This is a genomic window from Corynebacterium sp. A21, assembly GCF_052266655.1.
Taxonomy (GTDB): Bacteria; Actinomycetota; Actinomycetes; order Mycobacteriales; family Mycobacteriaceae; genus Corynebacterium.
On record NZ_JBQPQY010000003.1, the window covers coordinates 248534 to 270640 of the forward strand.

The following is a 22107-nucleotide window of genomic DNA, read 5'->3' on the forward strand; positions in this document are numbered from 1 at the left end:
GAGGAAGCTCATGATCAACGCCACCGGTATCGGCTTCCGGTACCCGAACTCCGACTGGACCTTCCGCCACCTCGATGTGCGCATTCCCTTGTCCGGCATCACCAGCCTGTTGGGGGCCAACGGCGCCGGAAAATCCACCCTGCTCCGGCTCCTCGCCGGCATCGCAGATCCCACCGAAGGCACTGTGGAACGCTGCGGACTGGTCGGCTTCGTCCCCCAGGCCACCGCCGGAGTCTTCGCCTACACCGTCTTCGACATGGTCCTGATGGGCCGCGCCCAGCACCTGGGCATGTTCTCTGCACCGGGCAAGACCGACCGGGACGAGACCTTCACGGCACTGGACAGAGTGGGCATGGCCCACCTGAGCCAGCGGCCCTTCGCTGGTCTCTCCGGCGGCCAGCAACAACTGGTGCTCATCGCCCGCGCTCTGGCCACCGGTTGTGACGCCCTCATCCTGGATGAGCCGGTCTCCGCCCTGGATCTGCGCAACCAGGCGATCGTCCTGGAACTGATCCGGGATCTGGCCGCCGATGGCTTGGCGGTGGTGCTCTCCACCCATAGCCCGGACCATGCCCTCCACCTCGGCGGGCAGGGTCTGATCCTGGGCCACGGTGGCCAGTTGAGCGCCGGCCCCGCCGCTGAGATCCTCACCGATGAAGCGCTCACCGAGCTCTACGGCGTGGAGGTGTTCCGCCACCACGTGCTCGACGGCGACCGGCACCGAGCCACCGTGATCACCCGTTTTGAGAGTATCCGCACTGCGGGTACCACCGCATTGGCCGGGCAGGCACGCGGCGTCGATAAGCAGGACGCGGCAACACGTCTAATACACATGAACCACAAGAAAGTTGGAACGACCAGTGTCTGAATCCCCGACCCACCTACCCCGGGTCCGCTACCTGCACATGGGCGGCAACTCCATGGTCAAACGCAATCTCAACCTGGGTGAGAACGTGGCTCCACTCGACCTCTACGAGCTGGAAAAGGCCGACCTCTCCGGGGTCAGCGGCCTCCTGATCTCGATGAACGCCGATCAGGAGTATCTGGTGTCCCAGGCTGAGCTGATCGAGAAGTTTATCTTCGCCGGCGGCCGGGTCGCACTCTGCGGCCACCCGGTGGCCAAGTTCCTGCCCCGGCAGGGTGATTTCCGCCCGCTGCACTACGACGCCCCGACGGAACTCTTCCTGACCCCGGGCGACGCTCACCCGGTATGGGCCGGCGTGGACCTGATCGACGCCAGCATGCGCAAGGGGGTCACCGGCTTCTATGCCCGCGGCTACACCCTCAACCACCCGGCCGGTGCCCTGATCACCACCCGGATCGGTCAGCACCGCCTGCCGGTGGACTATGTCTACTCCCACGGCCTGGGCCGCGTCCTGATTCACCCGGGTATTGAGCCGGCGATCTTCATGCAGGACCGCAACACCGCCGCCCGTATCCACCCGCAGCTGATCGAATGGTTGATGAACCGATGAACAAGCCCACCGTCACCCTGCCCGATGGCTCCACCCTGGTCCGCAATGACTTCACTGCGGACCACGGCGACCTGGCTATCGTGCACAACGGCACCTCCTCACACCTGACCACGATGAAAGACCCCTCGGTCATCGCCTACTCCCCCAGCTGGCTGCACATCCGCAACCTGCAACCCGGCGACCTCGACGGCTTCAAAACCGTCATCCTCGCTGACCGGATGCACCCGGAGCTGCTGCAGGAGCATGCCGCGGAATTCCGGGCCGTCGCCGAGGAGGGCAACACCCTCGTCGTCCTGGGGATCAACGAAGTCCAGAACTGGCTGGCCGGTATCAGCCACCGCGACGCCCCGACCAACTTCTGGTGGTGGTCCACCGGGGAGGACCCGGGGATCCGTCCCACCGCAGCCGGACACGAGGCCTGGCAGTATCTGAGCCCCAAGTCGGTGATCTGGCACCAGCACGGTTCCTTCACCGTCGAGCACGAGGTCACCTCCCTGCTCGAACTCGAGGAACCAAATGAGGATGGCACCTGGAGCAACTATGGTTCCCTCCTTTTCGAGGACACCACCTCCACCGCCGGGCGGATCATCGTGACCTCATTGGATCCGATCTTCCACCACGGCTCGAACTTCATGCCCGGCGCAACCCGTTTCCTCTACGGACTGCTGCGCTGGACGGATGCGACCAGGCGCGCTTAAAACCAGCGCTTATCGACGGCCGCGGAGGTCCGGCTCGGTCTCCTGGAAACGTGAGCGGTAGGAGGTCGGGGTGGTGGAGAACGCCGCCCGGAAGTTCTGCCGGAAGGTGACCGCGCTGGAAAAACCACCTTCCCGGGCGATATCAGTGATGGACAGATCGGTGCTCTCCAGCAGCTGCCGGGACTGGTTCAGCCGGTTCTGCAGCAGCCATTTCGCCGGCGTGGTACCGCTGACCTCAGCGAACACCCGGGAGAAGTGTCGCGGGCTCAGATGTGCGCGTTCCGCCATCTCCGTTACCGTCAGCGGTTGGTCGAGGTTGGCCAGCATCCAATCGATGACCTCACTGACCGGGCCGGGAATGCTCTCATCCGGGAGCGGTCGCTCAATGTACTGCGCCTGGTTACCTTCCCGGTGCGGAGCGATCACCAGTTGCCGGGCCAGCGTGGTCGCAGCCCGCGCCCCCAGTCTTTCCCGGACCAAGTGGAGGCAGGCATCGAGCCCGGAGGCTGTTCCCGCGGAGGTCATCACATCACCGTGGTCGATGTAGATGGCGTTGGATTCCACCTTCACCTGCGGATAGGCGCGCTGAAACCGCTCAATCGCACCCCAGTGTGTCACTGCGGCACGGCCGTCGATGATGCCGCTGGCGGCCACCGGGAAGGCGCCCAGGCACAGTCCGACGATCATGGCACCGCGGTGGTGCCCGGCACGGATCAGTTCCACCAGCTCAGCTGCTACCTCAGGAAACTCAGCGGGCCAGGAGGGGAAGATGATCACGTCAGCCTCCCCGAGGATCTCGGGGCCGTTGAGGTCATCGAGCAACACCCCTTCGGCGGTACGCACCGGTGCGCCGTCCGGCGACCAGATGTTGATCCGCCATGATTCCCCGAGTCCCAGGTTCTCCGCCTCGGAAAAGACCTGGAGTGGTACCGAGAGATGAAACATCGGGACACCCTCGAAGGCATGGACCGCAATCTTCATGTCTGTCCTTTTCCCATCGAAGGTGGTCAGATATGACACTCACGCTAGCAGTGAAGGCAGCGCGATACTAGGCGGCAAGGCACCGTCAAAAGTGCATCCCGCTGAAAGGAATCACATGTCCCAGCCGCGTCGCGCCCTGATCCTCGTAGACATCCAGAATGAATACTTCAATGGCCCCCTGGAGATCCAGTACCCGCCCCGGGATCAGGCCCTGGCTTCCATCATCGAGGCCATCAGCATTGCCGGCGAGCACAATATTCCGGTGGCTGCCATCCGGCATGAACTGCCGGAGGGGGCCCCGATCTTCGCGGCTGCTTCCGAGGGCGCACAGCTGCACCCCGAGATCGCCGGGCTGGTGCAGCCGGAGTGGCACCACGCCAACAAGATCTACGCCAGCATCTTCGATGGCACCGACGTTGAAGCTTGGGTCCGGGAGAACCAGGTGGACACCATCACCCTGGTCGGTTTCATGAGCAATAACTGCGTCATCGGTTCCGCCTTCGGGGCGGAATCCCTCGGCCTGAAGGTTGAGGTGCTCTCCGATGCCGCCGGTGCGATCAGCATCTCCAACTCCGCCGGTTCCGTGGACGCCAAAACCCTCCACACCACCCTGATGGCAGTCCTGCACTCCAATCTGGCCACGGTCACCGACACCGAGAGCTGGAAGTCCGCCGTCACCGCGGGCACCGCGCTGCCCGGCAGCAACCTGGTGGAATCTGCGCTCCAGGGCCGTGAGGTGCACCAGGTAGCCGCTCTGGCCTAAACGCTCTGCTCTAGACTCAGCCGCCATGAGCACCCTCCACATTCGCCCTGAGACCCCCACGGATATCCCCGGGATCCGGGCCGTCATCGAACAGGCCTTCGCCGAGCTGGAGCACTCCGACGGTTCGGAACCCGCGATCGTCGATAAGCTGCGGGATGACGCGGCGCTGCACCTCTCCCTGGTCGCCGAGACGGCTGCCGGCGTGGTCGGGCATGTCGCGATCTCGGCGGTCAGCATCGGCGATGGGAGGGGCGACTGGTTCGGCTTGGGGCCGATCAGTGTGCACCCTGACCTGCAGGGAGGTGGCATCGGCAGCGCCCTGATGCGGGCGGCACTGGCGCAACTGCGGGCGGCGGGCGCGGGCGGTGTCGTCTTGCTCGGGGAACCGGCGTACTACCACCGGTTCGGCTTCGAGGTGGTCCCGGGATTGACATATCCGCCGGCACCGGCCGAGTACTTCATGGCGTTGCTGCTCAATGACACCACCTTCCCGCAGGGCGTGGTGGAGTATCACGCCGCCTTCGACAGCTGATTCCGAGTAGGCAGCTGATCTCAGTCACTCAGCGATTGAGCACCCGGGTATTTAAGAAGCGCTCCACCTCCGTGAGCAGCCGAATGGGGGACTCAAACATTGAATAGTGGCCGGCATCAGGAAACTCGATGATGCTCAGATCCGGGAAGACCTCCCCGAACGCCTGCTGACTTGATTCCACGGTGACCGCAGGATCATGCGCCCCGACGATCACCAGTGCCGGGATCTCCTGAACACCGAGTTCATCGAGAAAGTTGCAGTCCGCCCAGGCCCGGAAATAACCTGCCACCGCATCATCGGAGGAGGTCTGTGTGGTCGCCTGCGCCAGGCTGGCCAGCCACCGGTCGGAGAGCCGCTGCCCGGTGGTGATGTCGATGATCATCTGACGGGCATCAACGCTGTCCCCCGCCGATTCAAAGAGGTCCCGCTGCTCCGGCGGCATCGGCGTGCCGGCGGCGGAGACCGAGGAAATCCCGATGTAGGCGGCGATTTTCCCGCCGGCTTTGGTCAACAGATGCTGGGCGAAGACACCGCCCATGGAATGCCCCAGGACCGTCACCGATTCATAGGTCCGCAAGGAATCGAGGAGAGTATGCAGCTCCTCAGTGACCTCATCGATGGTGAAATCACCACGGTAGGTGACCTGGCTGCCATAGCCGCGGTAGTCGGGGAAGAGCCAGGAGTAGTTCTCGGTGTCCAGATTCTCGGCCCAGGGGCCCCAGCCTTTGCTGTGGCCGAACCAACCGCTCAGGCAGAGCACGGCATGAGGTCCGGTACCGATGGTGTGAGTGGGAAAAAGCGTCATCGTGTGTTCCCTTCGTCAGTTAACCAAAGTGTAATGCCGGACACAGTTTCTGCGCAGGGTAATTCCGGGGAGGCCTGAAGCACCACATCCCGAGGGAAGGGCCGCACCTGCCGAAGACTTCAGCATCAAGCACAACAGAATGACAAAGGTTTCGCCCTTCAGTGCCCACTCCTTCAACCCGTGGCTTAGGTTTAGAGTATGTTCTCGCCTCGAAAATTCACCCTTGCAGCCCTCGGCGCCTTGAGTCTCGGCCTCGTCGCCTGCGGCACCGCCACCGAAACCCCGGCAGGTGATTCCGCCGAAACCACGACCACCGCGCTCGCCTCAGCCGAGGCTCCGGAAGCCGCAGACACCACCGGGACCGACACCTCCGAGACCAGCACCACCGAGGTATCCGACGCCGAGACGAGGAACAACGAGACCACCAGCAGCGAAGCCATCGACACCACCGCTGATGCCGGCCCGATCGTGGTCGACCCGGCGAAGTTCCAGGTCAACGGGCAGCACATCTTCTCCTATGTCACCCAGCAAGATGAGACCGGCACCTGCCTGGTCACACCCGATGGCGCGACCTGCACCGGTGTCGCCGGCGCAGCGGTCCCGGACATCAGCACCCCGCCCTTTGCCGACCAGCGCCCCGGCGCGGTCTCGGCGAGCATGGGCGGCATCCACTACACGATCCTCGAAGGTGTGCCGCCGGCTCCGGCCAGCCTCTCCCCCGGTGAGCGCCTCGTGGTTGATGCCGTGAGCTGTGAGGTTTCCGCCGCACGCGATGTCACCTGTGTCTCCGGGGACACCTCCTTCACCATCTCGGGTGTGGATCGTTCAATCATCGCTTAACCACAGGTGGGGCCGCTTATCGAAGCCGCGGGGCTCAGCCACGAGCTGGATGTCTCGGTCCGCAATATCCGCAGCGGTCTTGAGCGTCTGGAAAGTGATGGCATTCTGCGTAATGCCCAGGTGCAGAAAAACCGGCGGGCCTGGCGCGCCGGAGGTGCTGGAACTGCTGGATGAGTTCGCTGAACGTGCGGGCCGGCGCGGGGTACTCGGCCCGGCCCGCTTTTAGGCCTTCGCCCCCGGGACCGCTGCCGCCGCACCTGGGTCATCCTCGCCCATGGCCTCGAGCTGCTTGCCGTTGGTTTCCGGAATGAAGTAGTACACGAAGACCAGGGAGAGCAGGGCGAAGAAGCCGTAGAGGCCATAAGCCACCCCGAGGCTGAGGTCCGCCAGGGAGGGGAAGGTCGCACTGACCACGAAGTTGGCGATCCACTGCATGGCACCGCTGACCCCGAGGGCATAGGCGCGGATGCGGTTGGGGAACATCTCGCCGAGCAGCACCCAGACGGTCGGGCCCCAGCTCATACCGAAGCCGATGACGAAGAGGTTGGCGGCGATCAGGGCGACCGGGCCCCAGAGACCTTCGAGGACGGGCTCGCCGTCGATAATCGTTGCCTGGAAGAAGGCGAAGGCCATGGTGCCCAGGGCTAGGACCATGATCACGGAGCCGAAGAGCAGCAGCTTCCGGCGGCCGACCTTGTCGATGAGCATGATCGCGATGATGGTGGCCACGATATTGGTGACCGCGGTGATCACCGAGATGGTGAAGGAGTCCGATTCTTGGAATCCGACGGCCTGCCACAGGGTGGTGGAGTAGTAGAAGATGACATTGATGCCCACAAACTGCTGGAACACCGAAAGTACGATGCCGATCCAGACCAGCGGGAGCAGGCCGAAGCGGCCACCGAGCAGATCGCTGAACTTCTGTCGGCTCTCCAGTTTCACGGTCTGGAGCATGGCATCGATCTTGGCGTCGATGGCCGTTTCATCGCGCATGCCCACCACCTCACGCAACACCGTGCGGGCCTCATCATTGCGGCCGCGGGAGGCGAGATAGCGCGGGGATTCCGGCAGCCGACTGGCGAGGATGCCGTAGATCAGGGAAGGCACCGCCGCGGACATGAGCATCCAGCGCCAGGCAGGCAGCCCGAACCAGAGTTCCTCCGCCGCGCCGCCCGCCACCCGTGCTAGTAGCGCGCTGGTGAGCAGTGCGATGAAAATGCCGATGACCAGGGCCATCTGCTGCATGGTGCCAAGCACACCACGGTGCTTCGCGGGGGAAACCTCGGCGATATAGCCGGGTGCGATCACGGAGGCGAAGCCGATACCGACACCGCCGAGGAAGCGCCAGGCGATCAGATCAACCACGCCAAAGGCCAGCCCGGCACCGATGGAGGAGATGAACAAGATGGTGGCGGCGATGACCATGGTCTTGACCCGACCGATGCGGTCGGCGCAGATGCCGGCGGTCCAGGCACCGAGGCCGGCACCCAGGAGCGCACCGGAAACCACGAAGCCGAGGAGCGCGGAGCCGAGGCTGAATTCGCCGCGCACCGCTTCCACGGTGCCGTTGACGATGGAGCTGTCGAAGCCGAAGAGGAAGCCACCGAGGGCAGCGGTGAAGACGATGGCAATGAGCCTGCCACCCACCTTCTCATCGGCGGAAACCGAAAGTGTCTCTGTCATGGGATGTCGATTCTGTCGTCCCGGTGTGCATCGACTACCGGGAGGTGGCGGTTTTCCAAGTCAGGGCAACAGGTGGGCTGCGTCCATGACGAAGCTCTCTCGTTGTACCCCAAAATGATTTGGTTAAGTTCCTTAACTTAATAAGGTATCGTGAGGACGGTCACAAGTAAAGAAAAAGTTGTACATCACAGCCACACCACCGCTAAGGGCCAGCGATGCCCTCGAAGTGACGCCCCGACATCGACTTCCCCCTGCCCGATGCGGCCCCCTGCCACCTAAACTCCCCCATCAATTTCAGCGAGATAGGCTCCGACCTGATGCAGTCCATCCCCAGCCCCCGGCCCCTCCCCGCAACTCTCGCCGGGATGACTGATCAGGCCTTCCTGACATTCCTCTTCCGTCACGGCACCGCCTCCAGGGCGGAAATCGCCCGCGCCACCGGCATCTCCAAGCCGACGATCTCCGAGTCGGCCAACCGACTCCTCGCCGTCGGCGTGATCACCGAGGCCGGCGAGACCTCCCCCGCCACCCGTGGCCGCAAGGCCCTGCTCTACCGTGCAAACCCGGACTATGGCCATACCAGCGCCATCGTCCTCGAGCGCCGCAACATCCGGATCAGCACCATGGACTTCTGCGGACAGCTGATCTCCGAGCGGTTCTCCACCGCGGATCTCAGCTTTCCAGCGGCCATCGACTGGGCCCGGGAAAGCCTGGCGGAATCCGCCACCTGCTTATCGACGCCGCGCCGTGCCGTCGCGATCTCCGTCGCCGCCCCCGTCCATCCACGCACCCTGGCGATCCACCCGGTGTCCGGCTCCCCCTTCTCCGGCAGTATCCCCAATATCAGCGACTCCCTAGGAATCAGCACATTACCGCAGGTCAGGGTGGATAATGACGTGAACTGGGCAGCCATGGCAGAGACCGAGGCCTCCCGACAACTCGACGAAGACGCCACCGACACCTTCCTCTACATCTATCTCGGACCCGGAATCGGTGCCGCCCTGGTCTCTGAAGGTCAGGTGATCCGCGGGGCCAACGGTGCCACCGGGGAATTCAGCTATCTACCCACCCCGGGGGGATCTACCCTGCACAGCTGGCTGGCCGCCACCTCATTCGGATCGAAGGACCATGCCTCCATCGACGTCCAGTCTGCCCTACAGGCCTTCGCCGACCCCTCCCATGAAGAGGCGGATCAAGCCCGGGAACTGCTCGCCGAGACGGTACTGACGGTCTCCATCCTCTTCGATCCCGGCACCGTCATCATCGGCGGGCCGCTCGCCGCCGCAGAATCGCTCTACCAACAGATCAAGAACGCCCTGGAGCAGCGCAGCCTCGCCCCACTACAGGTGCGCCGCGGCACCCCCAGCAATAAAGCCGTGCTTCGGGGACTAACCAGCTATGCCATGCGCGATGCCCAGCTCAATGCGCTACAGGTGGCGGCGGGGAGCTAAGCACTACCCCCGCACCTGAACCACTGGCCGCCATTTTCAGAAATACCGGGGGCACTACACACCCCCTCTCTCATTTTCAGGCTTCCGCTTCACCCCCAAATAGGACCAGATTCCAACATTTTGAAGAAATACCTAGCGCACTTCTTGTGATCGGCATAGCCTGCCCTTGAAAGCAACATCAACCAGAACCAAGGAGCGGCAGACACATGAGCACCATCACCCTTGAGGGCATTGAAGCCGCGCAGGTTCAGGAAAGTGAGCAGGCCAGCAATGAACGGAGTTGGGTTGCCCAGGCGCCCCTGGTGACACTGGCCGCCTGCACCACCGCGTTCCTCCTCTTCCTCGATTCCAAGCGCGCAGCCTAAAACAATCCCGACACAGCTCCATCCCCGCCATCGGATATGATCTCCCCCATCAATCCGTTCCAGGTCAGGGAGAGCCGCAGTGTCCGCAATAGACCAACTCATTCATTCAAGCCTTGACTCCGAGCATGCCCGCGGCATGGTCGCGGAGCTCATCGCGGACTACTCACAGCGCTACGCCGATATGGAAGACTTCGACGTACACGCCGAGATGGGCCTTTTCCCGCCGCTACTCTTCACCCCGCCCTATGGTGATTTCCTGCTGATCCGTCGCGGGAATGAAACCATCGCCGGCGGGGCTTTCATGTACCTCGACGAGGAAACGGCCGAGATCAAGCGAGTGTGGACCTCCAGCCAGCACCGGCGGCAGGGCCTCTCACGGACGATCATGTCCGCCCTGGAAAGGGAGATCGCCGAGCGCGGCTACCGGCGCATTTACCTGACCACCGGCCCCCGCCAGCCCGAGGCCAAAAACATGTACCTCGGCCTCGGTTATACCCCGCTTTTTGATCTTGCCGCCGACCCCGAAACCATTGGCCATCTGGCTTTTGAGAAAGAAATCATCCCGGGCCGGGAGGGCATCCTGATCGAGGATGAACAGCTGGCGGCACGGCAACGCGCCATGATCGAGGACATCCATACCTGGTACCCGGCACCGGAGGTCCGGCTGCGCGACCTCCCCTGAGAGGCCACTGGTTCAGCGCGGCGCACATAAGCTCCTACCCCTCCCAGGGAAGCAGATCCTGCGGGTGGCGGGAGATGTCGAGCTGGAAACTGGGTACCTCAACAGGTTCGGCAATGCCCACACCGAGCCGGTAAGCCCAGTTCACGTCATGGATGATGATCACATCACCGTAGGTCTGGATGAAGAAGTTGCCCACCCGCGTGGTCGACTCATCGGGCAGCAGCTCGAAGTCCGACTTGATCTCCGGCGGGTTTCCGGTACTGGTGCTCACTTGCCAGGGGGCGCGAAAGTTCATGGTCGCGATATTGGCGGCCTCTTCTATCGAGTCTTCCATCACCGGCCAGGGGGCGGAGTATTCGTCATAGCAGGTCAGTTGCTCACCGTTGAAGGCCGGGAAATCGCAGTTGATCCGTTCCTCGCCCATCATGATCGCGTACTGGTTCCAGACCGGAAGCTCCTGATCCCAGGGCCGGAAGTGGGCGTTGCCGAAAGGTCGGAACACCCCCACCCCGGGTGGCCCGGCGCGGGTGAGGTCCAGGTGGAGGTTGCCCTGGTGTTCCGCCGGAATAAGTTCATTGCCGAGCAACTGAGCGCCCTCCATGCGGTAGTGGATCGGGAGCAGCTCCGTGACACCTTCCGCGGTGGCACCACCGGCATGCCCGTAGGTGATCTCGAGTTCGCTGTCATTGATCCGCTCGCCCGAGGGGACGGCCCGGAATTCGATGGGCGCGGGGCTGGTGATCAGGTGCTCATAGTTGAAGAAGACGGCGGTGCCGGCGAGGGCGGAACCGGTACCGGCGGGATGGTCACGGTCACCGTTCTGGCCGTGGAGCGTGACAAAACTCAGTTCTGAGCAGGGGTTGAACTGGTTGAAGATCTCGTCGATGTAGAACACGGTCCCGGGTTCATTCGTCGGGATGATCTGGGAATTCAGCCAGGCACCGAACTCGGTCTCCACGAGGTCCAGCTCCGCCAGGGCGCAGTCGGTCGGTGGTTCGGAGTCCTCAATCGGGATGTCGGTGGGCAGTGCAGTGGAGACCGGGGCGGTGGTGACGGGGACACTCGGGGTTGGGGTATCGACGTCCGGAGGGTCCACCGGGGCAGTTGAGGTGACGGTACTGCTCGAGGGCGGTTGGGCGCCGGGGTCAGAGTCCGTGGCGGAGCAGGCCGCCGGCCCGAAGGCCAGGGCCACGGCGAAGATAGTGACGAAGAAACTGCGGAGACTCATCTCAGGCTCTTCCTGCAGAATTCGGATGTGAGGGTTTAACCCTTTTATCGTCGTGCCGGGCGAACTGATACCGGATTCCGGGCTTGGATGCCATGTTGATACGCAGGTGTGACCGGAGGGAGATCGACGGGACCTGGCTTCGGGACACCACTGATAGATTCATGGTTTCCGCAGCTGAGAGCAATTTAACCGGCCCTGGTGCCCATCGGGGATGGGTGATAATTTCAGGGTACGTGCAACATTCCTTGAAGCATCTTCCTGGCGGGCTCGGAGGTCTGCGATGAGTGAGAAGACAACCTGTGTGGTGGTCGGCGGCGGACCAGCCGGGATGTTCCTGGGACTGATTCTGGCCAGAGCCGGAGTTGAGGTGACCGTCCTGGAGAAACACGGGGATTTCCTCCGTGACTTCCGCGGCGACACCGTCCACCCGACCACCATGCAGCTGTTGGCGGAACTCGGTCTCTGGGAGGAGTTCGAGCAACTGCCCCAGAGCAAGGTAACGAAGATGTCCTTCAAGGATGACTCCGGGAAACCCGTCACCCTGATCGATTTCACCCGGATCAGGGCCCGGCACCGCTATATCGCGATGGTTCCCCAGTGGGATCTCCTGGATATGCTCGCCGCCGCCGGGCGGCGGGAACCGACCTTCACCCTGCGGATGAATACCGAGGCCACTGATGTGATCCGCTCCGCCACAGGGGTGGTCACGGGCGTCAGATATTCTTCGGCGGAAGGTGCGGGAAGCATTTCCGCGGACCTCGTCATCGCCTGCGATGGGCGCCATTCCACCCTGCGCCAGGCAGTCGGCCTGGTGCCACAGGAATATCCGGTGAATATCGATGCCTGGTGGTGTCGCGTCCCCGCAGCTGAAAACATTGACCCCTTCCTGCTGCCACGCTTCGGCCCAGGGCGGGGCGTCATCGCCATCCCCCGCGAGGGCTATTTCCAGGTCGCCTACCTCAGCGAGAAAGGCACCGATGCCCGGCTGCGGGCACGCGGCATTGAGGCTTTCCGGAAGGACCTCGCCGAGCTATTACCCGAGGTTGCTGACCAGCTCGCCGAGCTGGAGTCGATGGATCAGGTCAAGTTCCTCGACGTCCATTTCAACCGTCTCCGGACCTGGCACGTCCCAGGGCTGCTCTGCCTGGGGGACGCGGCCCACGCCATGTCCCCCGCTGGTGGCCTCGGCATCAACGTAGCCGTTCAGGATGCCGTTGCCGCAGCGAGGCTACTGGCGAAACCGCTCCTGGCCGGCGAAGTCACCGAACGCCACCTGAAGGCCGTCCGGAAACGGCGTCTACCGGCGGTCATCGCTGCCCAGGGGCTGCAGCGGGTCATCCACCGCAACCTGATCAACCCGATGATCCTCGGCAAGATGCTGGGCCCGCCCAAGCCGATCCTGGTCCTGGCCCGCCGTCTCCCTTTCCTGACCGTGGTTCCTGCCTACCTGGTGGGCATCGGGCTAAGACCCGAGCATGTGCCCAGGTTCGCCCGACGGTAGCTGCACCGCTCCCGGCACCCGGGCCGCTACCGCCAGTACCCCGCCGAGGATCCCGAGCCCGGCGAGGATCACCGCGGTCGTCGATAAGCCGAGAGCGGCACCCAGGGCACCGGCCAGCGGGTATGTGAGCAGGAAACAGGCATGTGAGAGGGAAAACTGCGCGGCGAAGACCGCTGGCCGGTTCCTGTCATCCGAGGCGCGGCGAAGCAGCCGGGCGGAAGGCGTGAGCACCAGTGAGGCCGCAGCCCCGAGCAGCAGCCACAGCAGGTTGAGCGGCAGCCACTGGCTCTCCGGCGGTAGGCCGGCCATCACCGCGGCGGCGGCGAGCAACCCCACCGGCAGCAACGCCGTGCCGAGCAGCATCACCGGCCGGTCCGGGAGGTGGTCGAGCGCCTGCGGCAACCCCAGCGCCACGATCATCGACCCGGCACCATAGGCGGCCAGAAGCAGGGCCACATCCGATTCCGAACGGTCGAGATCGCCACGGACCAGCACAATGGTGTTGACGATGACCATCGCCGTGGCGGCGGCCACCACCAGGTTCATCCCCATCAGGCTGCGCAGTTCCGGCTCGCGCCAGAAGACGCGCACGCCACGGGTCAGCCGTTCCGCGAAGGGCGCCGGTTCCACCGGCGCCAAGCGGGGGAACCTGGTGGCCAGCACCAGCGCGGTGGAGGCCGCGAAGCCCAGGAACGTACCGAAGAAGAGGTTGTTGTAGACCATCACCGTCAGTAGGGCGGCGGCGATGATCGGGCTGAGCAGGGACTCCAGGTCATAGGCCAGTCGGGACAGCGAGAGCGCCCGGGTGTACTGGGCCTCATCCGGCAGCACCTCCGGAATCACCGCCTGGAAGGTGGGGGTGAAGGTCGCCGAGGCGGATTGGAGGAGAAAGACCAGCAGATAGATCTGCCAGGCCTCCGAGACCGCGGGTAAGGAGAACGCCACCAGGGCCCGGAGCACATCCGCCGAGACCAGAACGGTTTTGCGGGGCAGTTTTGCCGTCAGCGCCGCCATGACCGGTGAGACCGCGACATAGGCGAGCATCTTGATCGTCATCGCGGTGCCCAGCACCAGGCCGGCCTCCCCACCGGCGACCTCGAAGGCCAGCAGCCCGAGGGCCACCGTCAGCAGCCCGGTGCCCAGCAGGGCGATCAGCTGGGCGGCGAACAACCGGGCGTAGGAGGGGTTCGCCAGCACCTCACGCATGATGATGGCCCTCAGGTTCCGGGGCTCCGGGGTGGGTGCCGCGGTGGTGCTCCGGCTGATCATCCACGGCGTGTTCGGCCTGGAAGACCGCATCGGCGACCAGGCGGCGGGCATGCCCGTTGGCCAGCCGGTAGAACACCCGCTGTCCTTCCTGCCGGGTGACCACCATCCGGGCCAGGCGCAGTTTGGCCAGGTGCTGGGAGACCGCCGCAGGGGATTTGTCGACGATCTCCGCCAGCTGGTTCACCGGGAGCTCGCCGTCCCGCAGGGCCAGGATGATCCGGACCCGGGTGGCATCGGCCAGCATCGAGAACACCTCGACCGCGAGTTCCACATAGGAGCTGTCAACATCCAGGGAGCACTTCTTATCTGCATTCATGCGCAGATACTAACATGTCGGGTCGGGTCCGGCCCAGCATGCAGCAGGGCAGGCAAAAGCCGGTGCCCACTGGACTACTGCTTCCAGTGGGCACCGGCGTCATCGAGGCCAGTCAGAGGCGCTAACCGGCCGGGGTCATCAGACCCATCGTGGTCGGTAGCCAGATCGAGATCTGCGGGACAAACACCACCACAAACAGGGCGATGATGATGGCGACCAAGAAGGGCCAGAGCTTCGAGAGCACCGACTCGATACGCAGGCCGGCGACCTGGGCACCGACGAAGAGCACATTGCCCACCGGCGGGGTGATCACACCGACGGACAGGTTCATCACGACCATGGCACCGAAGTGGACCGGGTCCACACCGAGCTCCGTGACCACCGGCAGGAAGATCGGCACGAAGATCAGGATGGCCGGCGTCGGATCCATGAAGGTACCCACCAGCAGCAGGATGAACATCATGATCAGCAAAATGATGACCTTGGAGTCCGAGATCGACAGCAGTGCGTCTGCGATCAACTGCGGGATCTGGGCGAAGGACATCACCCAGGACAGCGCGGAGGAGACCGCGACCAGCATCATCACGATGGAGGTGGTGCGGGTGGCCCGCAGCAGGATCTGCGGCAGATCCTTGATCTTGATCGCCCGGTAGGCAAAGCCCAGCACCAGGCAGTAGACCACGGCGATGGCGGCAGACTCGGTCGGCGTGAACCAGCCGAAGAGGATGCCACCGATGACGATGACGATCATCAGCAATGAGGGCACCGCCCGCCAGAGGGTCAGTGCGACGATCTTCGCACTCGGGGCGACGGTCACCTTCTTGTAGTTCTCGCGCCGCGCCAACAGCCCGCCGACGATCACACAGGCCAGCACCCAGAGCAGACCGGGCCCGACACCGGCCATGAACAACGCCGCAATTGAGGTCGTGGAGACCAGGGAGTAGACGATGAAGGTATTCGACGGCGGGATCAGCATGCCCGAGGGAGCCGAGGCGACGTTGACGGCCGCGGCATAGGAACGGGAGTAACCGTCCTCCTTCATGCGCGGGGTCATCACGGTACCGACGGCCGAGGCGGCGGCGACGGCCGCGCCGGAGACGGCACCGAACATGGCGTTGGCGACAATGTTCGTCTGCGCCATCGAGGCGGGCATCCGACCGACGAGGACCTTCGCGGCGTCGATAAGCCGGGCGGCGATACCACCGGAGTTCATCAGTGCGCCGGCCAACACGAAGAAGGGGATGGCCAGCAGGCTGAAGGAGTTCGTGCCGGTGAACATGCGCTGCGCCACCGCCTGGGCGGCATTCTCCGGACCGAGGACGGCCATGGCCGCCAGCATCGAGGGCACTCCGATCGCCACCGCGATGGGGACCGAACAGATGATGAGGATAACAATGCCGATGAGCAGAATCAGCGCTGCGACAACTGCAGGAGACAACATCAGGACCGGCCCCCTTCCGAGGATTCAGCGTTTCCGGTGGCAGCAGTGCCCTCCGGGGAACCATTGAGGAGCTGCTCCCCCGCCGCTTCTTCCAGGTACATCGGCTCTTCAGCCTCCTCAATATCCGGGTAGGGCGGCTCCTTGCCCTGGAGCACCTCAATGAAATCGATGAAGGCGAAGATCGCGATACAGACACCGGCGACCGGGATGATCAGATACACCCAGCCGATGGTGAAGGGCAGTGCCGTCAGATTCTGCTCCCAGGCGATCGAGGAGGCGAGGTAGCCACCCCAGACCATGGCACCCAGCGCGAAGAAGAGAATCACCAGCTGGACGAAGGCGGCGGTCGCCTTCTGCCCGGCAGGTGGCAGCCGACGCGCGATGAAGTCCACCGCGATATGGCCACGCTCACCGAAGAGGAAGGCCGAGCCGATGAAGGAGAGCCAGACGAAGAGGATCTTGGACAGCTCCTCGGACCAGGTCGAGGGTGAGTTGATCACCTGGCGGGAGAAGACCTGCCAGACGGTGACGCACACCAGGACCGCGAAAAGGAGGATGCTCAGAAAAGCGAGGATCTTGTTCAGGACATTTTTGGTGGCCAACATCAGTTGTCCCCCTCCCCGGCGGCACCGGTTCCAGCGGCAGTATCAGCGGGATCGGCGGAACGGATGGCATCGAAAAGCTCGTTCTGGAAATCCGTGTTCAGGAATTCCTCCCGGATCGGCGCCAGTGCCTCCCGGAAAGCCTCCTCATCCACCCCGGTGAAAGTCGCCCCCTCAGATTTAGCCTCTTCAATGGCCTCTTCCGTTTCGGTGGCCCAGAGATCGGTGTGCTCGATCATGGCCTTGTCCCATTCCGCGAGGAAGAGCTCGCGGTCCGCGGGCGGCATCGCCTCCAGGAGATCATGGCGCATGACCATGTAGTCCAGCCCCACCAGATGATTAGTCTGCGACCAGAAGGGTGCGACCTCATTGTGGTTCTGGGTGACGTAGCTGACCTCGTTGTTCTCGGCGCCATCGAGCACCCCGGACTGGATCGCGGTGTAGACCTCGCCATAGGACAGCGGGGTGGCCGAGCCTCCCATGAGTTCGATCATGCGGATGTGCATATCCGATTCCTGGACACGGATCTTCTTACCCTGCAGATCCTCCGGGGTCTCAATCGGGGCATCCTTGGTGTAGATGCTGCGGGTGCCCTGGGTGAAGCCGCCGATGACGGAGATGTTATTGGCATCCTCCAGGCTGGTGAACAGCGGCTCCATCAGGTCCTGATCACGGATCACACTCATCTGGTGATCCACCGAACCGAAGGTGGTGGGCATGTTCAGCACCTGGAAATCCTTGTTCAGGTTCTCCAGCTGCGTGCCGGAGACAATGGCCATCTCGATCGCCGAAGAGGAGATGAACTGCAGCACCTCCTGCTGGGACCCGAGCTGCTCATTGGGGAAGATCTGAATCTTCCAGCGGCCGTCGGTCGCCTCCTCGAAGCGCTCCGAGAAGCTCTCCAACGCGATGAAACTGGGGTGCGTTTCCGCCTGATTCAGCGCGAGCTTGATATAGGTCGTCTTATCCGGGCTGCCCACCGTCTCCAGATCCAGTCCCCCCAGGTCCGCGCAGGACGTGAGGCTGAAGGAGAGGGCGAGGGCGGCCACCGCGGCGACGGGTCCTCGTTTTCGCAACTTGTGACTCCAATTCTTCACGGGCCCCGACCTTGCGCCTTCATGGTCGGAGCTTGAGGCGGTGGCTGAGGCAGTGATGAGGATATCCGTATGTGACAGGACTAACAGACATAAATTTTAGTAGTACCAATTCACGTTTTAAAAGCCCCCCCTTAAATGATGTTCACCTTCCGGTTGCCCCATGTCCATCCTCGCAGCTTAAGGGAGACTTCCGCAACGACCCGCCGATCCACAGATACGGAGCAGGGGTGAGCATTGGGGGTGGAAGAGTCACGGAGAGTCCAACGCGCCTCCCGCCGAGATGTGGGAACTTAGGGGGATCCGGACAGTCCGTTTAGCCTGGACAGACAGAATCGGAAGGGTCAATGTGGGAAGCGCGCGCAGCAGCCAGAACCGGACCCGAACCCCAGAGGTGATCCGGGCACAGCATGAAGGTCGCCCACCGGGGTTCCGGGGCGGCGCTCTCCCCCGGCAGTGCCATTCCCGAGGCTGAAGTGCGGCCGGCACCCGCCCCAAACTGCACTTGCCGACGCCGCCGGGAGCGGCGAGGCCCCACGCCCCATCCCGGCCCGGGACTCCAGACCCTGATAGCGCCCCGCCACCAGCACCGGACGGGCAGAGATGGACATGTCAGGGGCGGACCGCCTGCCGATCCACCAGCGCCGGACAATCGGCAAACTACCGGCATTTGGCCTGACCACATTTTTATTCATCACTGCCGGGGGAGGGAGGGGCCATCCCCACTGCTCAGCGGAAAGTTCGCCCTTCGCACACCTTCGCTAATTCACGAACAGAGTACGGTTCTGTAGTTTGAAGGTTTGTCCTGCAAACCCAACTAGAGGTGGATCCCCGATGGCCCCGACCGAATCCCAGAACGCACAAGCGCTGACCACCGAAGAAATCTTCGCCGCCCACGAGGGTGGCAAGCTCGCGATCTCCTCGGCCCGGCCGCTGGAGACCATGCGCGACCTCTCCCTCGCGTACACCCCGGGCGTGGCCACGGTCTGCCAGGCCATCGCGGCAGATCCGGCCGTCGCACGCACCCACACCGGCATCGGCAACACCGTCGCCATCATCTCGGATGGCAGCGCCGTGCTCGGTCTCGGCGACATCGGACCGCAGGCAGCTCTCCCAGTGATGGAAGGTAAGGCCCAGCTGTTCAGCTCCTTCGCCGGGCTGAAGGCCATCCCGCTGGTGCTCGACCTCCATGAGGTCGACGATCTCGTGGACACCATCGTCGCACTGGCGCCTTCCTTCGGCGGCATCAACCTCGAGGACATCTCCGCCCCGCGCTGCTTCGAGGTCGAGCGCAAGCTGATCGAACGTCTGGACATCCCGGTGATGCACGATGACCAGCATGGCACCGCCATCGTTATTCTGGCAGCACTTCGCAACGCCATCAAGCTGCTGGGACGTGAGCTCGCTGAGCTGCGCATCGTGATCTCCGGAGCTGGCGCGGCCGGGGTCGCTGCGGTGGACATGCTTCTCGACGCCGGTGCCAAGGACATCGTCGTCCTGGACTCCCGCGGCATCATCGAAGCTGGGCGCGGCGATCTCACCCCGGTCAAGGCGGAACTCGCTGCCAAGACCAACCCGCGTGGCATCACCGGCGGCATCAATGAGGCCTTCACTGACGCAGACACCTTCATCGGCGTCTCCGGCGGCAACATCGGCGAAGAAGCCCTGAAGCTCATGGCCCCCGAGCCGATTCTGTTCACCCTGGCCAACCCGACCCCGGAAATCGACCCGGAGCTCTCCCGCCGCTATGGTGCTGTCGTGGCCACCGGCCGCAGTGACCTGCCGAACCAGATCAACAACGTTCTGGCCTTCCCCGGCATCTTCCATGGCGCACTGGCCGCCAACGCCAAAGCCATCACCCCGGAGATGAAGCTGGCCGCCTCCCGCGCCATCGCCGAGATCGCCGCCGACACCCTCGACGCCGGGCACATCGTGCCCTCCCCGCTGGATCCCCGGGTCGCCCCGGCGGTCAGCGCCGCAGTCCAGGCGGCTGCAGCGCAGGGATAGGAACCTAGTGCGAAACAGCCCAACACGTTAAAAGATGTGTTGGGCTGTTCCTATTTCGGAGTCAATAAAAGTTAGGACGCGGGACCTCCAGTCAACGCAGGCTTACCACTCCTGTGTTGCCTCCCGCAGCCGGGCATAACGCTCCCCCAGCTCCACATTTTTATCCGCGCGGGCCACCTCGGACCCCGGAACAGCCCACTGCGGCGGCTCCTGCTCCCCGGAGAGTACCCAGGCAGCCTGGCGGGCGGCACCGAGGGCGACATATTCGGCGGGTTCCGGCACCACGGTGTCCACCCCGAAGATCTCCGGGGCGATCTTGCGGACCGCCTCCGACTGCGCGCCACCGCCGATGAGCAGGATGCGCTTGGCTGGAATTCCGGTGGCCTCCACCAGTGCACTCACCGCATCATCCATGGAGGAGAGCAGGCCTTCAACAGTGGCCCGGGCGAAGTCCTCGCGGGTGGTGGCGGTGGTCAGACCGGCCAGCACCCCCGTGGCTTCCGGGCGGTTCGGGGTGCGCTCGCCGTCCAGGTAGGGCTGGAGCACCAGACCACGGGAACCGGCATCGGCAGCCAGTGCCAGCTGATCGAACTCCTGCCATTCCACGCCGAGGAGGCGTCGGCCGAGTTCCAGGACACGTGCCCCATTGAGGGTGCAGGACAGCGGTAGGTAGGCGCCGGTGGCATCGGCAAAGCCGGTGACCAGCCCGGAAGGATCATGGACGCTGTGCTGGACCGCGGCGGCGGCCACACCGGAGGTACCGATGGACACGCTCACATCACCCGCCCCCAGGCACAGCCCCAGGGCGGCGGCGGCATTGTCACCGGTACCGGGAGCCATCAGGGCACCACCGGATGCAACGGACGCGGCCACTCGACCAGCAGCTTCCGAAGCCCCCAACAGCTCCGGCAACTGCACCGCATGCCCCAGTGCCAGCTCCGCCAGATCGGGACGCCAGGCACGGTCACGGGTGCTGTAGTAGCCGGTGCCGGAGGCATCACCGTGATCGGTGACCATGCGGGTGCGCCCCAACAGGTGCCAGGTGAGGTAGTCATGGGGCAGCAGGACGGCAGCGGTCCGCGCAGCATTCTCGGGTTCCTGGTCCCGCATCCAGCGCAGCTTAGTGGCGGTGATGGAGGCGAGGTAGACACTGCCGGTCTGCTCCACGGCGGCCCCGACGCCACCGATCTCCGCGTTCAAGTCCGCGGCAGCCTGGGCCGAGCGGGTGTCATTCCACAGCAGCGCCGGGCGTACCACGTCCCCCTCGGCATCCAATGCGACCATGCCGTGCTGCTGGCCGGCGATAGAGACGGCATCGGCACGCTCCAGCAGGCCGGCGGTGGCGGTCTCGAGCGCCTCGATCCAGGCGGCGGGATCAACCTCGGTGCCGTTGGGATGGGAGGCCCGGCCGCGGTCCACGACCTCGCCGGTGGCGGCGTCGACAAGCACCGCCTTGCAGGACTGGGTGGAACTGTCGATTCCTAGGACCAGGGCCATTTAGATGTCCTCTTCTTCGGGGGTGTTATGGGAATCATATGCGTTGCCATCGGGGCCCACCACGTGAATCTGGGCACGGGAGCGGGTGAGGATCTCGTGCTGCTCGCGGGTGCAGCGGTGATCGACGATGATGTGCTCAAAGTCGTCGAGCGGGGCGACGCGGAAAACTCCCGGTGAGTCGAATTTGGAGGAATCCAGCACCAGCACACGGATGGCGCCGATACCGATCAGCGCCCGCTTGGTGTCCGCGGCCTCCATGTCCGGGTGGAACAGTGCCGCCGTGGAACCGGTGGTGCGCAGCGAGGTGGTGGAGACGAAGGTGATATCCGCCGAGAGACCCGCGAGCTGCTGCGAAGTGGCGGTGCCGAGGAAGGAATCGGTCTCCGCGAAGTAGAGCCCACCGCAGGCGATCAGCCGGATGTCGGTCAGCCCGGCGCGCTTGCGGTGATCGCTCATCGCTTTCAGGGAGTGGGTGATCAGCGCGGAAGGGCTGCGCTCGGGCAGCCGCTCGACCAGCGCCTCAAGGGTGGTGGAATCATCGATGGCGACGACCGCACCCTCCGGGATCAGCCGGGCCGCTGCGGCGCAGAGCGCTTCCTTGGTGGTGCGGTGCAGGTGGCGGCGCTGGCCGACTGCCAGCTCGCTCATCGAGGGCGAGAGGGAACGGGCACCGCCCCGGATCCGCTCGAGGAGATTCTCCGCGGCGAGTGCCTCCAGGTCGCGGTGGATGGTCATCGCGCTGACGTCGAAATGTTCCGCCAGCTGTTCCACCCGGGCGGAACCGTGACGGGTGATATAGGCGACGATGCGTTCTCTTCGCCGCTCCTGCGTCGTGGCAGGGATTACTCGGGCCATGTGAAAAAACTACCATGTTAAA

Annotated in this window: 22 protein-coding genes; 11 read left to right on the forward strand and 11 right to left on the reverse strand. The window is 64.1% G+C overall.

Features of this window, described 5'->3' with window-relative positions; all coding sequences use genetic code 11:
* The first annotated feature begins 10 nt into the window (after window positions 1-10).
* Genes ACTU46_RS07585 through ACTU46_RS07595 form a run of 3 tightly spaced genes read left to right on the forward strand, consistent with a single transcriptional unit; the run spans window position 11 to window position 2173 of the window.
* Complete coding sequence (locus tag ACTU46_RS07585) at window positions 11-868, forward strand: ABC transporter ATP-binding protein (RefSeq protein ID WP_443380643.1); 858 nt, start codon at window positions 11-13, stop codon at window positions 866-868.
* Window positions 861-1475 carry a hypothetical protein gene (locus ACTU46_RS07590; RefSeq protein WP_443380644.1) on the forward strand — a complete coding sequence of 205 codons (615 nt, stop codon included), beginning with the start codon at window positions 861-863 and terminating at the stop codon, window positions 1473-1475. The genes ACTU46_RS07585 and ACTU46_RS07590 overlap by 8 nt, the downstream gene beginning before the upstream one ends.
* On the forward strand, window positions 1472-2173 hold the full coding sequence (locus tag ACTU46_RS07595) for a hypothetical protein (RefSeq protein WP_443380645.1): 702 nt from the start codon (window positions 1472-1474) through the stop codon (window positions 2171-2173). The genes ACTU46_RS07590 and ACTU46_RS07595 overlap by 4 nt, the downstream gene beginning before the upstream one ends.
* Before the next feature lie 9 nt (window positions 2174-2182).
* On the opposite strand, the gene ACTU46_RS07600 is transcribed toward ACTU46_RS07595, so the two are convergent.
* Entirely contained in the window at window positions 2183-3154 is a 972-nt protein-coding gene (locus ACTU46_RS07600) for a GlxA family transcriptional regulator (RefSeq protein WP_443380646.1), read from the reverse strand.
* 115 nt (window positions 3155-3269) lie between these two features.
* Between ACTU46_RS07600 and ACTU46_RS07605 the strand changes: the two genes are divergently transcribed.
* Together ACTU46_RS07605 and ACTU46_RS07610 are read left to right on the forward strand one after the other, a co-directional pair.
* Entirely contained in the window at window positions 3270-3917 is a 648-nt protein-coding gene (locus tag ACTU46_RS07605) for an isochorismatase family protein (RefSeq protein WP_443380647.1), read from the forward strand.
* Window positions 3918-3942: 25 nt separating this feature from the next.
* On the forward strand, window positions 3943-4449 hold the full coding sequence (locus tag ACTU46_RS07610) for a GNAT family N-acetyltransferase (protein WP_443380648.1): 507 nt from the start codon (window positions 3943-3945) through the stop codon (window positions 4447-4449).
* Between the two features lie 28 nt (window positions 4450-4477).
* Here the strand turns inward: ACTU46_RS07610 and ACTU46_RS07615 are convergent, their stop codons facing one another.
* Window positions 4478-5254 carry an alpha/beta fold hydrolase gene (locus tag ACTU46_RS07615; RefSeq protein ID WP_443380649.1) on the reverse strand — a complete coding sequence of 259 codons (777 nt, stop codon included), beginning with the start codon at window positions 5252-5254 and terminating at the stop codon, window positions 4478-4480.
* Window positions 5255-5452: 198 nt separating this feature from the next.
* Here ACTU46_RS07615 and ACTU46_RS07620 point away from each other — a divergent pair, with 198 nt between their 5' ends.
* Window positions 5453-6094 carry a hypothetical protein gene (locus ACTU46_RS07620; protein ID WP_443380650.1) on the forward strand — a complete coding sequence of 214 codons (642 nt, stop codon included), beginning with the start codon at window positions 5453-5455 and terminating at the stop codon, window positions 6092-6094.
* Between the two features lie 222 nt (window positions 6095-6316).
* Here the strand turns inward: ACTU46_RS07620 and ACTU46_RS07625 are convergent, their stop codons facing one another.
* A complete protein-coding gene (locus ACTU46_RS07625) occupies window positions 6317-7777 on the reverse strand; it encodes a sugar porter family MFS transporter (protein WP_443380651.1) in 1461 nt (486 codons plus the stop codon).
* A 317-nt stretch (window positions 7778-8094) separates the two neighbouring features.
* Here ACTU46_RS07625 and ACTU46_RS07630 point away from each other — a divergent pair, with 317 nt between their 5' ends.
* The 3 genes from ACTU46_RS07630 to ACTU46_RS07640 all read left to right on the forward strand — a co-directional run bounded on the left by ACTU46_RS07630 (window position 8095) and on the right by ACTU46_RS07640 (window position 10275).
* Entirely contained in the window at window positions 8095-9228 is a 1134-nt protein-coding gene (locus tag ACTU46_RS07630; protein WP_443380652.1) for an ROK family protein, read from the forward strand.
* Between the two features lie 206 nt (window positions 9229-9434).
* Complete coding sequence (locus ACTU46_RS07635; protein ID WP_443380653.1) at window positions 9435-9593, forward strand: hypothetical protein; 159 nt, start codon at window positions 9435-9437, stop codon at window positions 9591-9593.
* 79 nt (window positions 9594-9672) lie between these two features.
* Entirely contained in the window at window positions 9673-10275 is a 603-nt protein-coding gene (locus ACTU46_RS07640) for a GNAT family N-acetyltransferase (RefSeq protein WP_443380654.1), read from the forward strand.
* 34 nt (window positions 10276-10309) lie between these two features.
* Here ACTU46_RS07640 and ACTU46_RS07645 read toward each other — a convergent pair whose 3' ends face one another.
* A complete protein-coding gene (locus tag ACTU46_RS07645) occupies window positions 10310-11503 on the reverse strand; it encodes an LppP/LprE family lipoprotein (RefSeq protein WP_443380655.1) in 1194 nt (397 codons plus the stop codon).
* A 280-nt stretch (window positions 11504-11783) separates the two neighbouring features.
* Between ACTU46_RS07645 and ACTU46_RS07650 the strand changes: the two genes are divergently transcribed.
* Window positions 11784-13004 (forward strand): FAD-dependent oxidoreductase, encoded by a 1221-nt coding sequence (locus tag ACTU46_RS07650; protein ID WP_443380656.1) that lies wholly within the window; start codon window positions 11784-11786, stop codon window positions 13002-13004.
* On the opposite strand, the gene ACTU46_RS07655 is transcribed toward ACTU46_RS07650, so the two are convergent.
* The 5 genes from ACTU46_RS07655 to ACTU46_RS07675 all read right to left on the reverse strand — a co-directional run bounded on the left by ACTU46_RS07655 (window position 12966) and on the right by ACTU46_RS07675 (window position 17708).
* On the reverse strand, window positions 12966-14210 hold the full coding sequence (locus ACTU46_RS07655; RefSeq protein WP_443380657.1) for an MFS transporter: 1245 nt from the start codon (window positions 14208-14210) through the stop codon (window positions 12966-12968). The genes ACTU46_RS07650 and ACTU46_RS07655 overlap by 39 nt on opposite strands.
* Entirely contained in the window at window positions 14203-14589 is a 387-nt protein-coding gene (locus ACTU46_RS07660; RefSeq protein ID WP_443380658.1) for an ArsR/SmtB family transcription factor, read from the reverse strand. Before ACTU46_RS07660 ends, ACTU46_RS07655 begins: the two co-directional genes overlap by 8 nt.
* Window positions 14590-14710: 121 nt before the next feature.
* The gene (locus tag ACTU46_RS07665; RefSeq protein ID WP_443380659.1) at window positions 14711-16030 is read right to left on the reverse strand and encodes a TRAP transporter large permease; all 1320 of its coding nucleotides are present in this window, start codon (window positions 16028-16030) and stop codon (window positions 14711-14713) included.
* A complete protein-coding gene (locus ACTU46_RS07670) occupies window positions 16030-16635 on the reverse strand; it encodes a TRAP transporter small permease (protein ID WP_443380660.1) in 606 nt (201 codons plus the stop codon). Before ACTU46_RS07670 ends, ACTU46_RS07665 begins: the two co-directional genes overlap by 1 nt.
* Window positions 16635-17708 carry a TRAP transporter substrate-binding protein gene (locus tag ACTU46_RS07675; RefSeq protein ID WP_443380661.1) on the reverse strand — a complete coding sequence of 358 codons (1074 nt, stop codon included), beginning with the start codon at window positions 17706-17708 and terminating at the stop codon, window positions 16635-16637. Before ACTU46_RS07675 ends, ACTU46_RS07670 begins: the two co-directional genes overlap by 1 nt.
* 852 nt (window positions 17709-18560) lie before the next feature.
* Here ACTU46_RS07675 and ACTU46_RS07680 point away from each other — a divergent pair.
* On the forward strand, window positions 18561-19733 hold the full coding sequence (locus ACTU46_RS07680; protein WP_443380662.1) for an NAD(P)-dependent malic enzyme: 1173 nt from the start codon (window positions 18561-18563) through the stop codon (window positions 19731-19733).
* Between the two features lie 102 nt (window positions 19734-19835).
* Here ACTU46_RS07680 and xylB read toward each other — a convergent pair whose 3' ends face one another.
* Both xylB and ACTU46_RS07690 read right to left on the reverse strand, forming a co-directional pair.
* A complete protein-coding gene (gene xylB, locus ACTU46_RS07685) occupies window positions 19836-21230 on the reverse strand; it encodes a xylulokinase (protein ID WP_443380663.1) in 1395 nt (464 codons plus the stop codon).
* Window positions 21231-22085: a DeoR/GlpR family DNA-binding transcription regulator gene (locus ACTU46_RS07690; RefSeq protein ID WP_443380664.1), complete on the reverse strand. Its 855-nt coding sequence runs from the start codon at window positions 22083-22085 to the stop codon at window positions 21231-21233.
* Between the last annotated feature and the right edge of the window lie 22 nt (window positions 22086-22107).